This window comes from Streptomyces sp. Q2 (genome assembly GCF_056820935.1).
Map to the genome: position 1 here is coordinate 23,767 of NZ_JBXEJE010000049.1, position 12,617 is coordinate 36,383.

13 protein-coding genes and 1 pseudogene are annotated in these 12,617 nt (G+C 68.5%); 9 read left to right on the forward strand and 5 right to left on the reverse strand.

Going from position 1 to position 12,617, the window contains the following annotated elements; all coding sequences use genetic code 11:
- Nucleotides 1–57 precede the first annotated feature (57 nt).
- Nucleotides 58–1,326 (forward strand): sensor histidine kinase, encoded by a 1,269-nt coding sequence (locus ACWBNA_RS39630; protein ID WP_482709408.1) that lies wholly within the window; start codon nt 58–60, stop codon nt 1,324–1,326.
- The gene (locus ACWBNA_RS39635; RefSeq protein ID WP_482709409.1) at nt 1,323–1,988 is read left to right on the forward strand and encodes a response regulator; all 666 of its coding nucleotides are present in this window, start codon (nt 1,323–1,325) and stop codon (nt 1,986–1,988) included. The genes ACWBNA_RS39630 and ACWBNA_RS39635 overlap by 4 nt, the downstream gene beginning before the upstream one ends.
- Before the next feature lie 415 nt (nt 1,989–2,403).
- Here the strand turns inward: ACWBNA_RS39635 and ACWBNA_RS39640 are convergent, their stop codons facing one another.
- Nucleotides 2,404–2,889 carry a MarR family winged helix-turn-helix transcriptional regulator gene (locus tag ACWBNA_RS39640; protein ID WP_398429722.1) on the reverse strand — a complete coding sequence of 162 codons (486 nt, stop codon included), beginning with the start codon at nt 2,887–2,889 and terminating at the stop codon, nt 2,404–2,406.
- Nucleotides 2,890–2,973: 84 nt separating this feature from the next.
- Here ACWBNA_RS39640 and ACWBNA_RS39645 point away from each other — a divergent pair, with 84 nt between their 5' ends.
- From ACWBNA_RS39645 to ACWBNA_RS39655, 3 genes are all read left to right on the forward strand, one after another.
- Nucleotides 2,974–4,026 carry an ABC transporter permease gene (locus ACWBNA_RS39645; RefSeq protein ID WP_482709410.1) on the forward strand — a complete coding sequence of 351 codons (1,053 nt, stop codon included), beginning with the start codon at nt 2,974–2,976 and terminating at the stop codon, nt 4,024–4,026.
- A 139-nt stretch (nt 4,027–4,165) separates the two neighbouring features.
- A complete protein-coding gene (locus tag ACWBNA_RS39650; RefSeq protein ID WP_482709411.1) occupies nt 4,166–4,627 on the forward strand; it encodes a MarR family winged helix-turn-helix transcriptional regulator in 462 nt (153 codons plus the stop codon).
- Nucleotides 4,628–4,726: 99 nt separating this feature from the next.
- Nucleotides 4,727–5,356, forward strand: coding sequence for a TetR/AcrR family transcriptional regulator (locus ACWBNA_RS39655; RefSeq protein WP_482709412.1), 630 nt, complete (start codon nt 4,727–4,729; stop codon nt 5,354–5,356).
- Between the two features lie 238 nt (nt 5,357–5,594).
- On the opposite strand, the gene ACWBNA_RS39660 is transcribed toward ACWBNA_RS39655, so the two are convergent.
- The 3 genes from ACWBNA_RS39660 to ACWBNA_RS39670 form a co-directional block, all read right to left on the reverse strand.
- Nucleotides 5,595–6,125: an alpha/beta fold hydrolase gene (locus ACWBNA_RS39660; protein ID WP_482709413.1), complete on the reverse strand. Its 531-nt coding sequence runs from the start codon at nt 6,123–6,125 to the stop codon at nt 5,595–5,597.
- A 165-nt stretch (nt 6,126–6,290) separates the two neighbouring features.
- Nucleotides 6,291–7,223 carry a quinone oxidoreductase family protein gene (locus ACWBNA_RS39665; RefSeq protein WP_482709442.1) on the reverse strand — a complete coding sequence of 311 codons (933 nt, stop codon included), beginning with the start codon at nt 7,221–7,223 and terminating at the stop codon, nt 6,291–6,293.
- Between the two features lie 845 nt (nt 7,224–8,068).
- The gene (locus ACWBNA_RS39670) at nt 8,069–8,833 is read right to left on the reverse strand and encodes a hypothetical protein (RefSeq protein WP_482709414.1); all 765 of its coding nucleotides are present in this window, start codon (nt 8,831–8,833) and stop codon (nt 8,069–8,071) included.
- 392 nt (nt 8,834–9,225) lie between these two features.
- Here ACWBNA_RS39670 and ACWBNA_RS39675 point away from each other — a divergent pair, with 392 nt between their 5' ends.
- The 4 genes and pseudogenes from ACWBNA_RS39675 to ACWBNA_RS39690 all read left to right on the forward strand — a co-directional run bounded on the left by ACWBNA_RS39675 (nt 9,226) and on the right by ACWBNA_RS39690 (nt 11,530).
- Nucleotides 9,226–9,624 carry a hypothetical protein gene (locus tag ACWBNA_RS39675; RefSeq protein WP_482709415.1) on the forward strand — a complete coding sequence of 133 codons (399 nt, stop codon included), beginning with the start codon at nt 9,226–9,228 and terminating at the stop codon, nt 9,622–9,624.
- 43 nt (nt 9,625–9,667) lie between these two features.
- Nucleotides 9,668–9,808: pseudogene (locus ACWBNA_RS39680) on the forward strand (undecaprenyl-diphosphatase); the annotation flags it as partial.
- Nucleotides 9,809–10,412: 604 nt separating this feature from the next.
- Nucleotides 10,413–10,781, forward strand: coding sequence for a hypothetical protein (locus ACWBNA_RS39685; RefSeq protein ID WP_250293842.1), 369 nt, complete (start codon nt 10,413–10,415; stop codon nt 10,779–10,781).
- Between the two features lie 11 nt (nt 10,782–10,792).
- A complete protein-coding gene (locus ACWBNA_RS39690; protein WP_250293841.1) occupies nt 10,793–11,530 on the forward strand; it encodes a nucleotidyl transferase AbiEii/AbiGii toxin family protein in 738 nt (245 codons plus the stop codon).
- A 138-nt stretch (nt 11,531–11,668) separates the two neighbouring features.
- Here the strand turns inward: ACWBNA_RS39690 and ACWBNA_RS39695 are convergent, their stop codons facing one another.
- Complete coding sequence (locus ACWBNA_RS39695) at nt 11,669–12,571, reverse strand: transposase (RefSeq protein ID WP_482709416.1); 903 nt, start codon at nt 12,569–12,571, stop codon at nt 11,669–11,671.
- Nucleotides 12,572–12,617: the final 46 nt, after the last annotated feature.

Consider the following 12,617-nt stretch of genomic DNA (forward strand, 5'->3'; position numbering starts at 1 on the left):
GGACGGGCTGCCGCATCTGCCCGAAACCGAGGACCTGTATCAAGGAACGGTGAAGTCGTGATCGGACCGGCGTCGCTGCAACGGGTCCCCGGCGCTCACCCGCGCCTGCTGGACGCCGCCCTCGCCATCCTCGTGGGTGGTCTCGGCCTGCTGCCCCTGCTGTTCGGACGGTGGCCCGACGGTGTACGTCCCTCGGGCGCCGACGCCGTGGCCGCGGCGGCCGCGTTCCTGCTTGTGCTGGCCCGCCGCCGGGCACCGCTGCCCGTCCTGGCGCTGACCGTGCTCGGGGAGGTGGCTTTCACAGTCCTCGAGTCGTATCCGTCGCGGGCGCTGAAGATGGCCGCGTTGTTCGCGGTCTACACCGTGGCCCGAACGGCCCGTCGGCGGATCGCCCTGATCGCCGTCTCGGGCACGGCCCTCACCCTGTACGCCGTCATCACCTACGCGACGGATTCGGCCACCGGCCCGGAGGCCGGCGCCGTGTTCGCCTGGACCGGGATGTTCGCCGCCGTCGGCGCCACCGTACGCACCTGGCACGCCTACGCCGCCGCGATGGAAGAGCGAGCGCTGCGGGCGGAGGCGACCAAGGAAGAAGAGGCCCGCCGCCGGGTCGCCGAAGAGAGGCTGCGCATCGCGCGGGAACTCCACGACGTGATCGCCCACCACATCGCCCTGATCACCATTCAGGCCGGGCTGGCTGATCGCTTCCTGCGAGGCCGGCCGGATCAGGCCGAGGTGGCGCTCGGCCACATCCGTGACGCCGGCCGCATGGTCCTGGACGAGCTGGGCCCGCTGCTGCACGTACTACGACAGTCCGACGACGAGACGGACGAGGTCCAACCGACCGACCCCGTGCCCGGCCTGTCCCGCCTCGGAGCGCTCCTCGAATCGCTGGCCGCGGCCGGGCTGAGCGTCCGCCATCGGCAGGTCGGCCACCCACGTCCCCTGCCGACCGCCATCGACCTGGCCGCCTACCGCGTCATCCAGGAAGGCCTGACCAACGCCCACAAACACGGCGCGACCGCCGAGACGGACCTGCTCCTCGACTACGGGCCCGACGATCTGTGCATCCACATCACCAACCTGCCACACGTCGGCCCGTCCCCGGTGTCGACAGCGACGGGCTCCGGACACGGGCTGACGGGAATGCGCGAGCGCGCCCAGGCGGTCGGCGGCAGCCTGCTTGCCGGAGCAGACACCGACGGCCGCTTTCGCCTCGCCGTGCAGCTGCCTCTGCCCGCGGTCGGCCCACCGACCGGCACCCGCGCATCGGATCGGTCCGGCACGGCCCTGCGCGCGAACGCCGCAGAGGGGAGGCAGGGATGACCATCCGCGTTCTGCTCGTCGATGACCAGGCCCTCGTCCGCACCAGCTTTCGCATGCTCATCGAGAGTGAGCCGGACTTGGAGGTCGTCGGAGAGGCCGCGACGGGCGAGGAGGCGGTCAGGCTGGCCCGCAGCACGTGTGCCGACGTCGTGCTGATGGACATCCGGATGCCCGACATGGACGGCCTCGCCGCCACGCGCGCCATTTCGGCGGACGAAGACCTCGCGGGCGTACGGGTGCTGATCCTGACGACCTTCGAAGCCGACGAGCACGTCTTCCAGGCGCTGCGTGCCGGGGCCAGCGGGTTCTTGGGTAAAAGCGTGGACCTCTCCTACCTCCTCGACGCGATCCGGCTGGTCGCCCGCGGAGAGGCGCTGCTGTCGCCCAGGGCGACCAAGGCACTCATCGCTCACTACCTCACCACACCCGACGTGACGAGCACTCCGGTGCCGGAGCTGTCGAGCCTGACCGAACGCGAGCGCCAGGTGCTCGGCCTCGTGGCCGGCGGCCTGTCCAACGACGCCATCGCCGAACAGCTCCACATCTCGCCCTCGACAGCCAAGACCCACGTGAACCGCATCATGGCCAAGCTCGACGTCCGCGCCCGCGCCCAACTGGTCGTGATCGCCTACCAGACCGGCTACGCCCACCCCAGTGCATGACCCGACGGCAGGCGTACTGGCAAGTTGCCCGACCGTGCTACCAACCGCCCCCAGGAGCGCATGTATCGGCGCCTCGGGGCCGGGTTCATCTCGGGGGCCGTAGGGTCGGCGCAGGCAAGGGCACCATGGTGGCGGCGTCGAGGATCACGGGTCGCCGAGGTGACGCGGACCCGGATCCGGTACGGGTCCATGACGGCCAGGTGCGCGTCGAGCGACCACCGAGGCACCGCGGCCCGAATGACGGCGCCAGGTGCCCGTCAACTGCCGGACGGCGGCTGTATGAGGCTCGCACGCTCGGGCCTTCCGGACGCAGCCCAGGTCCGCGTCCGGAAGAACCGCCACCACGACGGCACGACGCAACGGGGACAACTGCAGGAGAAGGCGCACCAACGCCTCTCTGCGAAGCCCACCCGGATCACGCCGCTCCGGAGTCCGCACCACGCAGATCCAACGGCGGCAAGGCATCAGGATTGAGCTCGGCAAGCACGCGGAGCAGCAAGGAATGAATTGCCGCCTGCTCGGCGGGGGCGAGGACCGCGAGCGCCTCCGTGTCCAGTCGCTCCACTAGTTCCCGCGCCCGATCGGCGAGCTTCGCGCCGCTGTCGGTGATGGTCAGCTGCACGGTTCTCCGGTTCGAAGGATGCTCGCGGCGCGCCAGAAGGCCGCGGTCGACCAGCGCGTTGACGGCGGCACCCATGGACTGGGGAGTTAAGCCGGTCCGACGCGCGATTTCCGCGGCGGAGGTTCCCGGCGTCCAGCCGACGTGCTGCAACGCGTTGTGCTGCGCCGCCGTGAGGTCGAGCGAACGCAACGCTCTCTCAAGCCGCGTTCCCATCACGTGGACCACCTGCCATGCCAGATAGCCCATGCGCGTGGACGGATCTGCGTACGTGCGGCTCACGAGCGACTCCGATAGTAAGGTGCCTGATATTTCTATGATACAACTATAAGACACCTTCTAATCAGAGATGGAGAACCTTCTCCCATGTCCACATCACCCACCACTTCCGCCGAGGCGCGGCCCGCACCCCATCACCACGCGATGGACGCCGCTCCAGCGCCGCAAGGTGCCACCGGAGTGAAGGGAGTTCTGCTACCGGTCGCGGTCGTGCTGGTCATCGGCTCGATCTTCGTCAGCGTGTTCCTGGCCGCCTTCCACGCCCCCCGGCCCCACGACCTTCCGGTCGCCGTCGTCGGGACGACCCAGCGACTCGAACAGGTCACCGGAGGGCTGGAGCTCGGGCTGTCCGGCGGCTTCGAGGTGAAGCGCTACGCCGACGAGAACACGGCCCGCCGCGCGCTGCAGGACCGCAAGGTGTACGCCGCTTATGTCACCGGCCCCGGGAAGTCCGCCACACTGCTGTATGCCGGAGCCAACGGTCCTTCGGTGACCTCGACGGTCACCGGCGCCTTCTCCGGTGTCGCCAAGGCGAACAATGACCGGCTGACCGTGCGCGACCTCGTGCCGGCCTCGGCGGGCGACACCCGCGGCATGTCGGTGTTCTACGCCGGGTTCGGCGTCGTGCTGGCCGGATTCCTGTTCGGCATGATGACCTACCAGATGGCTCCGCGACTGGAGTACCGGTGGAGGTTGGCCAGCCTGGCCACTTTCAGCGTCCTCGCCGGCGTCCTCGTGGCGGCGATGGCCGGCAGCCTCGGCTTCGCGGCACTGCCCGGGCCCTTCCTGGGCATCGCGGGGATCATCGCCCTGATGGCCGCGGCCGTCGGCAGCGCGACCATGACGTTCATGCGCCTCTTCGGCCGCGCCGGGATGTCGCTGGCCGCCGTGGTCCTGCTGACCTTCGGCAACAGCACGAGCGGTGGCACGCTGCCCACCGCCTACCTGCCGGACTGGCTGCGTCCGCTCTCAGAGGTCCTCCCGGTGGGAGTCGGCGTACGAGCCGTCCAGGGCTTGTCCCACTTCAACAACGACGGTCTCACCGCGGGTATCGTCGTCCTGGTGGCATGGATCCTCGTCGCCGCCGTGGTGCTCTTCTGGCTCGATGCCCGCGGATCCCGCCGCGCAGCCGTCGGCTGACCCGGCTCCTGCCCTGCCCCGTGCCCAGGCACCGTCCGTGGGGAACGGCAGTGATATTGGTCCATGGCACGGGGACGCAGCTCGGCTGCCCGACAACGACCCGGCGAGCAACACACCTCGCTCTCGTAGACTGCGGCCCGTGACCGACGCCGCGTTCCCCACCACCGGATACCTCGCCTGGCAGTTCTCCCAGATCATCGCCGGACGGCTGGAGCGGGCACTGCGCGCGGAAGACCTCACACTGGCGCAGCACAACGCTCTGCAGCAGGCCCTCTGGACGCCGGGGGTGTCCGCCGCCGAGATCGCGCGCCGCTCGGGCATCACGGCCCAGTCCATGGGAGCCGCAGTGAGTCAGCTCGTGGAGAGAGGACTACTACGACGTGAGCCGCACCCGACCAGCCGCCGCAGCGTGCGCCTGTTCGCGACCACCGAGGGAGAGGCGACTGCCGCTCGTGCCGCTTCGATCGCCCAGCGGATCGAACGGGAGACGACCTCACCACTCTCCCCGGACGACAAGGACAGCATTCACCGTCTGCTCTACCGTTTGGTCGAGGAACTGAACCCCGATGCCCTCGCCATCGACAGTCGCTCCTCGAACTAGCCCTGGAGCCCTGGCTGTCCAGCCGATGCCCCTGTCGGCTCCGCCGCGTCGATGTGAGCAGAAGACAAGAGACATGGAGAGACTGAGCGACGGAGAGCCATGAACCGTGCCAGAAGCCGTCCGCCGTCGAACGGCTCCGCCCGCGGGCGCCCCCGCAGCAAGGCCGTGGAACAGGCCATCCTGGAGGGAGTGATGAACCTCCTGGAGGACGGCGTGCCACTGGGCGATCTCTCCGTCGAGCGGATCGCCCGCACAGCCGGCGTCGGCAAAGCGGCCATCTACCGCCGCTGGAGCGACAAAGAGGATCTGTTCGTCGACGTCATACGCGCTGCCGAGTCCGCCGTACCCGCGCTCCCCGGCACCTCGATGCGGGACGACCTCGTCGTTCTGCTGGAATCGCTGCGGCAACGCAGCATGGTCGGCCGCTTGTCGGCGATCCTGCACAACGCGCACGCCCAGACGACGAACAGCCCGAAGATATGGGCCGCCTACCATGCCGGCGTGATCACTCCCCGGCGTGACCTCGGACTGGCGATCCTCCGTCGAGGCCGGACGAACGGGGAACTTCGTACGGACGTCGACCTGGACCTGGCCGTCGAAATGTTCGTCGGTCCTCTGCTCATGCGCTCGTTCGCCGGCCCCGAGCCCGACCTCCCTGACGGACTGCCCGCGCAGATCGTCGACACCGTGCTCCACGGCCTACGGCCCGTCAACTCCCCGAGCGCTTGACCAGGATGGGCCGCCGGAGCGGTGTGGAAAACCTGAGTCCACAGGCCTCGGCAGCACCCTCGGTGCTGTGAGCGACGAACCGCCGCAGGCCGTATCGGCCACGGCACCGTGAGGTGAATCGCCGATGACCAGTGCATCCCCGGATGGGGCGCCGTTCACGGACCGCCAGTAACCGTTGCGTACGTGGGCATTGATCCGCTCTGCGGCCGATCGGACGCTCCTGAGCGATGTCGAGTGCTCAACCGGCCAGGCGGGGCAGTGGGCGTTGGGGGTGGTCAGGGACTGCCAGGTGGTGCCCCGCCACGGGGGGTGCGGTGTCGGCGAAGGTGGCGGTGTGTAATGGGAAGTCGACGGCGGTGCCCGGCGGCAAGAGCGTGAACTGCCCCATCGCACGGGGCGAGATGACGTCACCCACGCCGAAGACGGTCAGCCCGAGCAACGGCCATGCGAGTGTCTGGGCAGCCGCTATGTGCACCGTGATCGCTCCGCCGATCGAATGGCCAAGCAGCACGATGCCGGGGCGAACGTCGCCCAGCCGCTGCCAGGCATCGGCGATCGCTTCGGCGATGATGGCAGCGGCCTCGGTGAACGATGGTTGCCGCCGAGCGGACTCCTCGTCGGCGGGATGGCCGGGGGCGTGTGAGTGCGCGTGCCGGGAAGTCCGCACCAGCTGCCCGGCTGAGCGGCGAGGAACCGGGGGCGCGAAGTAGCGGCTGTCGTAGCCGCCACCGTGCAGACCCACCAGGAGCGGGGTGTCCTTTCGTTCCATTGTGGTCCCACGTCCGTCAAGGGGCATCGCTTGGCCGAAACAACCCTCATTCACACCAGACACCCGTGCGCATCCCGTTCTTCGCTGGCGACCGTGGCGATTTCTGCATCAGGTCGGCGCTTCGGACACCGTGATCGATCGTCGGCCGGAGGCACGGGTCCTGGTTTACGGCACCAGGACGATTTTTCCGCTGGTGTGACCGGTCATGATCTCGCGATGGGCGGCAGCGGCTTCGCTGAGCGGGTAGCTGCCGGCGATCAGGACTCGGAGTCGCCCGGCCTCCGCAGCCTCGGTGAGCTGCAGGCGGGCGGCGGCACGGATGTCCGTACCCGGATCCGCGCCGGGACTGCCGCCGAGAAGCTTGATACCGGCCTGGGCCCCCCGCACGATGCCCGCGATCGTGGCGATGCGGGAACGGTCCGCCACCAGTTCCACCGAGACGTCCACCGCCTCGTCGGTGCCCACCAGGTCTGCCGCCGCATGGACGCCCTCCGGGGCTGCCGCGCGTACCCGGTCGGCCAGACCCGGCCCGTACGCGACCGGTATCGCCCCCAGCTCGCGCAGCAGGTCGTGCTTGGCCGGGCTTGCAGTTCCCAGGACAGTGGCGCCGCGCGCGACCGCCAGTTGCACGGCCATCAGACCGACTCCGCCGACAGCGCCATGGATCAACACCGACTCGCCCTTGCGCAGGCCGATCGCCTCGAGAGCGTGTTCGGCGGTAACGCCGGCGATCATCAGCCCGCCGGCCTGTTCCCAGGACAGGTTGGCGGGCTTCGGCACCACCGAGGAGGCCGGGACGACGAGTTCGGCGGCATAGGCGCCGGGCGCACGGTAGGCGATCACCTCGTCGCCGACCTCGACCGGACCTGCGGGGCCGGTCGCTTGGTCGCCCGCCGCGGTCACCACTCCTGCCGCCTCGAGACCGAGCCGTAGTGGCAAGTTCCCCGGATCGGTACCGAAGGCGCCGCTGTACACCTTCTGATCGAAGGGGTTGACGCCAGCGGCACGGACCGCGATGCGCACCTGGCCCGGCCCGGGCTCGGGTACGGCTTCGTCGATCACCGACAGCACCTCAGGACCGCCGTACGCACTCGCCACTACTACTCGGGCTTCGCTCATGTCAGAGGCCAACTCTGTATCGGAGGGGTTCGCCCTGCTCACTGGTGGTCACTTCCTATCCGTGCAGCACTGTGCGTCGCGTGCGTTGGGTTATCGGTGTTTGACACCGGTTCGGGCCAGCTGGGGCGAGCGTGAACATCTCGGCTTGCGCGGGGCAACCAGCCGTCGCTGTTTTCCGCGGGCGTCGTTCCCGGGCAGACCGGCCCTCCTCCAGGCCGGAGACGCAGATCGCCTCTCCCGGGCGAAGCCCGGGGAGGCCAGCTCGCGCGACGTCCTCGGCGGCCATGACGGGGACGGCTTGTCCCATGCTCTGGTGAAACTCGGTGGCCACCAGGCCGGGGCCGGCAGCGGGCAACGAGGCGATGGCGCCGTCTTCGGCGGCGAGCATGCCTGGGAGTGCGGCGCCGGCGAGTTGGAGATGCGTCTCGGCCCGGCACCAGCGTCGCTGATCAGGAGGTGGACAGCCCCAGCGCTCAAACGGTGCTTCACCATGGCGATGCCCTCGCGGGTGGAAAGGTCCGCGGGAAGGGATTCCACACCTGCGCAGGCCTTACGGAGTTCATCAGCCAGGCCCTGCAACCGGTTGACACGGCGGGCCATCAGGACGACATCCGAGGTGCCTGCCAGGAGGCGGGCGTGCGCGGCATCAATGCCGGAGGACGGGCCCGTTGTCAGAGCAAGGGTCCGAGTCATGTCCTCAAAGTACTTCAGGGGACCGCCTCTGATCAAGCATTTGATATTAATCAAGGTGCCTTATACTCAAGCCTAGAAGCGGAGGCGGCGATCCGGCCGCCTCCCTCGTGCCGCTCGGTCGCAGAAGCAGATCAGTAGTCCAGGCCCTGGTGCCGTCGTTCTGCCTCTTGGTCCTCCCGGCAGGCGTCCGCTTCGTACGACTCTGCAAGTCCTTTGAGCAACTTCCTGGTTCGTGGCCACGCACGTGCTCGTTCGGCCTGTTCCCGGAAGGCCCGGGCCAGCTCCGACTCCTGAGCTCCGCCGTCCAGGAGTCCCCGGCTGGTCACACTTCGTTTGTTGTAGATACCGATGTCGAGACCTCGTTCGAGATCGCTACTGTTGATCTCTTCGAGTAGGTCTCGGACGGCTTCCGGTATCTGCAGGCCGTCCTGGTCGCGCGGGGCGAAGGCACGTACCTGACCGATCTGCACGTCACCTACCTTGGCACGATCTCTGGCAGCCAGTTCCGCCCGTGCCGTAATCACCCACGTGCGCAGTACAACTGAGTCGGGGGTCCCGTCAGCCGTAAGTCCGGGACATCTACGCAGAGCATGGAGGAATCTGTAGGCGTGGCTCGCGATATCCCGCCTGTTCTCGTTCTCGACGGTATCTGCTAGGTCCTCCTCGGCACTGGTGCTGGGGCGGAAGGACCACGTCACCAATTCCGCGAACGCCTCAGGGTCCTCGACGAGCGTCTGTTGGAGGCTTGGAGCCTCAGCGTCGAGCCCGAGCGCAGGAATGAGTTGCCACTCCAGATTGAGGATGCGTTGACGCCCGATGTGCTCGTGGTGCCGGGCCAGCAGTGCGAAGAGATCCTGGAAGCGTGAACTGAGTCGCCCGATCTCAGGATCATTCAACGTAGCTGCGATGAGGTCTTCAAGTCCGGCGACGACAATTTCAGCGGCCTCTTCGCTGCTGTTCCCCCTTCTGTCGTATAGGAGGATCAGGTCCAGCGCCGCTGCTGGACGTCCAGCGATGCTGGCACGCTGTGTCGTTCCGCTTCCCGGACATCCAAGGACTCACCCGCTGGAGGGCGTACCACTTTTCTGCTCTGCTCCGCCAGAAACGGCATCCGCACAGGACGAGGAACAGTCCGACGGGGAACAGGATGAGGCTGACAGCCCTGTTCGTGACGTCGGGTGACGTGTCAAAGAGGATGTTTCCTCAGACGTTGAGGACGAATCCGACGGGGAGGATGACCAGCCGCCAGTGGATACGCACCCCTGCGGTCACCTGATGTGCGAGCGACATGGCCTCATCGTCGGGCCCGGCACCCGAACGCGCCGTAACCACCTGGACGGACTTCCTGCGCTCCCAGGCCGATGCCCTGCTGGCCTGCGACTTCTTCAAGGCCATCACTGTGTCCGGGACGCGGCTGTACGTGTTCGCCGTGCTCGGGCACGGCAGCCGGCGCATCCGGGTCCTGGGCGCCACCGCACACCCAACCGCCTCCTGGATGACACAGGCCGAGAAGAACGTCGTCATGGGCCACGAGGCCGTCGGCGTGGAAGGTCTTTACTCGCACGTCACCCTGACCATGGAGCAGGAGATTGCCGATTCGCTGCAAACCCGGTGGCTGCGGCTTCGCGGCCAGCGAGGGAGAGCACTGGAAAGTGCCATCTCCCACTGCTCTCGCATTCGATCTTGAAGAGTGGTGGAAAACAGCAGGTCAAGTCCACTCGGTCAAAGTCGTCATAAGTTCGTTCATGAAGTTCATCTCGCACAAGAGCTTCATGCCGTTCGTCTGGTACCGCATCGCCTTGGGCATCCTGGTGATCGTGCTGGTCAGCATGGGTGCGCTGAGCCCCCACGCGGGCGAATCCGGCGGCTGAACCATGGCCGCACAGGTAGCGCTATCGAGCATTTTCTAGCGCCTGATTGCAGCACCACGCCATGATCATCTCCCACTTGTCTCCCACTCATCTCCCACCGGGGAGGCGGGATACACCCCACTAGGACGTGTGCGTCCGCGAAGCAGGGGATGACGCGGAAGGGCCCGCACGGCTTGCCGACGCTTGCCGTGCGGGCCCTTCCGTACCCAGGGTGGGGCGGGTCAGCTGAGGTTCATGTCCGGCCCAGGCCGCAACCCTCGCCACGAGAGAAACGCAGCCGGTCATCCACCGTGTCCCAGGCATCGCCGGTGAGGTCGTCCAGCGCGGCGGCGGCCGTGAGGATGAGCCGGACGAGGCGCGCTTCCGGCGTCCGCCGCGGCCGGTTCGGTCACGTCCAGCGGCGCCCCGGCGCCAGGGCGACCGTCAGGGCAGAGCGCGCCTTGACGCACGGCCACGGAGGTTGGCCTCCGCCGCCCCGAGCCCCCGGGTCCAGGGGCCACGCTCGCGGTGAAGCCTGCGCACGCTTCACCAAATCCCCGAGCAATCTGGACCTGGATGTCAGACCGTTCCTGCCAACGGGCGTCGATCGGGGATAATCGACGCCATGTCGCTCCCCGAAGCCGTCGCACTCGCCCCGGGCGTCGCCGACCCGTACCGAATCAAGTTCGTCCGGCGGCTGCCCGGCTCCCTGGACGAGCTGCGCGGACCGGTGCACGGCGTGGTCGAGCTGCCGCTGACGGTGGCCTGGTCCGGGCTGCGCTCCTTCGACCTGGACCGGCCGCGGCTACGGATGAGCCTGTACCGCACGGTGCTGTCCGAGGGCATGCGCGAGGACCTGTGCCGCTTCCTCAACGCCGACCTGCTGATCGAGCTATGGCCGACTCTGCGCACCCTGATCGGCACCGCCGTCCGCGACGCCTGGGAGGGCGCCTTCCCCGAGCTGCGTGAAGCCGGCCAGGCCACCGCCGCGTGAAGAAACCACCGATGCCGGAGCTGCACGCCCGGCTCCTCGAAGACGTCCTCGCCCTCGGTTCGCCCTACCCGCTGGTGCTGACCGGCGGCTACGCCGTCCAGGCGCACCAGCTCGTCGACCGCCCCAGCCAGGATCTGGACGTCGCCACCCAGAACCCTGCCCCCATGGCCGACATCGCCCACTACCTGGTCGACGGTCTGACCCGGCTCGGATGGCGGGCCGAGACCATCGAGGTTTCCCCGCTCTCCGCCCGCTTCCTGGTCACCGATCCCGACAGCGGTCAGGAGTGCGAGGTCGACATCCTCAAGGAGGTCTTCTGGCACCCCACCGTCCCGACCTCCTACGGTCCCGTCCTGTCCGAGCAGGACGTCATCGGCACCAAGGTCCGAGCCATCGCCGAACGCGGCGCCGCCCGCGACCTCATCGACGTCTACGCCGCCTCCCACCGCTGGACCACCGCCGACCTGGAAGAATTCGGCCGTCGCCACGCCCGCCCCGACACCCTCTTCGGCCCCGCCGAACTCCAGGCCCGCCTGGTCGGCGCCGACTGGATCGACGACACCGAGTTCGCCGCGTACGGACTCGACGAACAAACCATCGCCGACCTGCGCACCTGGGCCCGCGCATGGTCCGATGCCATGGCGCGCCGGGCCGCGGCCGAGAACGCGTACGAGAAGGAGTACGGCGAAGCAGGATCCGTACAGGAAGATCCGTACGACAGTTTCGACCCGGACGAGTACGAGAACTGAGTTCCCCGCCCGTATAGCGTCGCCGAAGGCGCCCGTCCAGCAGCCACGCTCCTTCCGGCCCGCGATGCCTCGGCCCTTACAACCTTGGGAGCGATTGAGTTCGGGGCGTGCTGGCCTGGCGTGTTGGCTGGTGGGTGATCAGCAGGCGGCCTGCCGGGCGAGCACCAGTTCGGTGCTCGCCTTGCGGCGGGTCGCCCGCCGGGCGGAGCGGTCAGAGACCAGGGTGGCGATCGCGAGGTGGGTCTCGGCGTAGGTCTCGCGGCGGCCGGTGAACCGCTGCAGGGGCCGCCACTGCTTGTACTCGGCATTGGTGTGCTCCACGCAGATCCGCGCGGAGGACTGGCGGCGTCGCTGCTCGCGCCAGGCATGGTGCTCGCCCAGCGGCGCGTCGTCCTTCGGCTTCTTCGGCGGGGCGCTGACCTGGCCGGGGAACTCGTTGGCCAGGCCCCGGTAGCCCTCGTCGACTACAGCCTTGACCTTGGGGTGCCGGAGGAACTGCTCGGCGATGCCCTCGGTGCGCACGGCGGTCTGGTCGTGCATGCGGCCCGGCCGGACCACGCCGCTGAACAGGGTGCGACCCTGCGGGTCACTGAAGGTGGTGGTCTTGATGGTGTTCTGCTTCTTCTTGCCGGAGACGAACGCCTTGCGGCCGGGGCGGTGGGCGCGGGGGCGGCGGACCTGCACTTCGGTGCCGTCGATGCGCAGGTCAACGCCCTCCGTGCCGGCGTAGGCGAACAGATCCTCCAGCGTGCGCAGCCGCACCCCCGGCCGGTCCGGGACGGCGAAGCCGCGGGCCGCCAGCAGCGGGCGGACCTCGCGGATCGCTCCGGAGACGGTGGAGCGGTCCACTGCGTACAACTCGGCCAGAGCGGCGTGCGGGATCCCAAGCCGCAGGTGGACCAGCGTGACCAGGAGCCGGTCGACGAAGACCAGGCGCTGCTTGGGCCCGGCGCCGGCCGCCCGTCTCCGGGCTCCGCCACGCCGCTCGTGTAGCGCCGACTCCCGCGCGGCCTGCCATCGGGGCGCGAGTTCTTTGAGCAACTCGCCGAAGTGTGCGCGCGGGACCCCGGACAGGGCAGGATGGGAA